Origin of the sequence: Streptomyces otsuchiensis, from assembly GCF_004305975.1 — a bacterium.
In the GTDB taxonomy this organism is placed as follows: Bacteria; Actinomycetota; Actinomycetes; order Streptomycetales; family Streptomycetaceae; genus Streptomyces; species Streptomyces otsuchiensis.
Genome location: NZ_BHZI01000492.1, coordinates 1 through 1841, shown reverse-complemented (window position 1 = coordinate 1841; position 1841 = coordinate 1). Strand labels below are relative to the sequence as shown.

The following is a 1841-nucleotide window of genomic DNA, read 5'->3' as shown; positions in this document are numbered from 1 at the left end:
AACCCCGCCCTCGACCTGGCCGCCAGCCCCTTCTACATCCCGCGCGCCGCCGCCCCCTGGCCCGCGCCGGACGGGCCGCGCCGTGCGGGTGTCACCTCGCTCGGCGTCGGCGGCACCAACGTCCACCTGGTCGTCGAGGAGGCGCCCCCGCGCGCGCCGCGCGGCCCGCGCCTGGCACCGCCCGGAGTGCTGGCGCTCTCCGCCCACGACGACGCCGCCCTCGCCGCGAACGTCCGGGCCTTCCACGACCATCTGCGGCGCGAGCCGGCGACGGACGTGGCCGATCTCCTTCTCTCCACGGCGGGCAGAGCCACCGGCCGGCGTCGCGTCGCCGTCCGGGGAGAGAGCACCGCCCAGCTCGCCGACTCGCTGCACCGCTGGCTCACCGGCGGGGGAGCGGAATCCCGGGCGCCCGCGGCGGGGGCGCGGCACGCGGCACCTCGGGTCGGCCACCTCTTCAGCGGGCAGGGCGGCGCGCGGCCCGCCGCCGTCCGCGCGCTGTACGAGCGGTTCACCGCCGTGCGCCGGGTGCTCGACCACTGCGACCGGCTGCACCGCGCCCGGACAGGCGGCGCCCTGCTCGCCCCGCTCCTCGGCGACCCGGGCGACGACGGCGCGCCCTGGCCCACCGGCGCCGCGCAGCCCGCGCTGTACGCGGTGCAGTGCGCCCTGGTCGAGCTGTGGCGGGAGGCCGGGATCGCGCCGGAGGTCGTCGCGGGGCACAGCGTCGGCGAGTACGCGGCGCTCACCGCGGCGGGCGCGCTGACGGTCGAGGACGGACTGCGGATCACCGCGGAGCGTGGCCGCCTCATGGAGACCCGCACCGCGCCGGGCGGGATGGTGGCGGTCCTCGCCGACCGGGCCTCGGCCCTGTCGCTCACCGAGGAGGTTCCCGGTATCGAACTGGCGGCGGTCAACGGGGAGCTCAACCATGTGCTCGCGGGACCGCGCGCCGCCGTGGACCGGCTCGGCGCACTGCTGGAGGAGCGCGGCCTCCGCAACCGCAGGCTCCCCGTGGAGCACGCCTTCCACACGGAGCTGATCGACCCGGTCCTCGCCGAGTTCGAGGAGCTGGTCTCCGGCGTCGCGTTCGGCCCCGTCACCGTGCCCTTCGTCTCCGGGCTGGACGGGGGCGCCCGGCCGCCCGGGTGGGTGCCTGACGCCGCCTATCTCGTGCGGCAGACCCGGCGGCCCGTCCAGTTCCACGCCGCCCTGCGCGGCGTCGCCGACCGCGGCGCCACCGTGCTGGTGGAGATGGGCGGCGGCGGTCTGAGCGGGCTCGCCCGGCAGGCGCTGCCCGAGGTGGTCTCGGTCCCCAGCCTGCGCGGCGGCACCGGACTCGACCCGCTCTGGGACGCGGCCGCCGCCCTCTTCCGGGCCGGCGCGCCCGTCGACTGGCACGTCCTGGCAGAGGGCTCCGGCGGCCGGCGGATCCCGCTGCCCGGCTACCGCTTCCAGCACCGGACCCACTGGCGTGGCCCGGCACCCACCGCCGCAGCAGCGGCGGAAACCCTGACGGAAGGAACGCACATGACGGCAGACGTCGAGGTCAAGGAAGTGCTGACACACGTCGTCGAGGTGACCTCGCACGCGCTGGGAGGCCGGCCGGACGCGGTGGGGGAGGACACCTCCTTCCTGGACCTCGGCGCGGACTCGCTGCTGATGATCAACGTGCTGCGTGAGCTGGAGCAGACCTACCACGTCAAGGTCGCCATGCGGGAGCTGTTCGACGAGGCCGTCACCCCGCGCCGGCTGGCGGAGCTGGTCGCGAGCCGCCGGGCGAGTGGTGGCACGCCCGCGAAGACGCCTGCCGCCCCTACGCCCGGACCCACCCCTACGCC

General features: G+C 76.9%; 1 protein-coding gene. It reads left to right on the top strand.

The window, feature by feature from the left end; translation table 11 throughout:
• Positions 1-1841, top strand: a 1841-nt coding sequence (locus E0D90_RS25365; RefSeq protein WP_130800252.1) for an acyltransferase domain-containing protein, incomplete at both ends; no start/stop codon positions are given.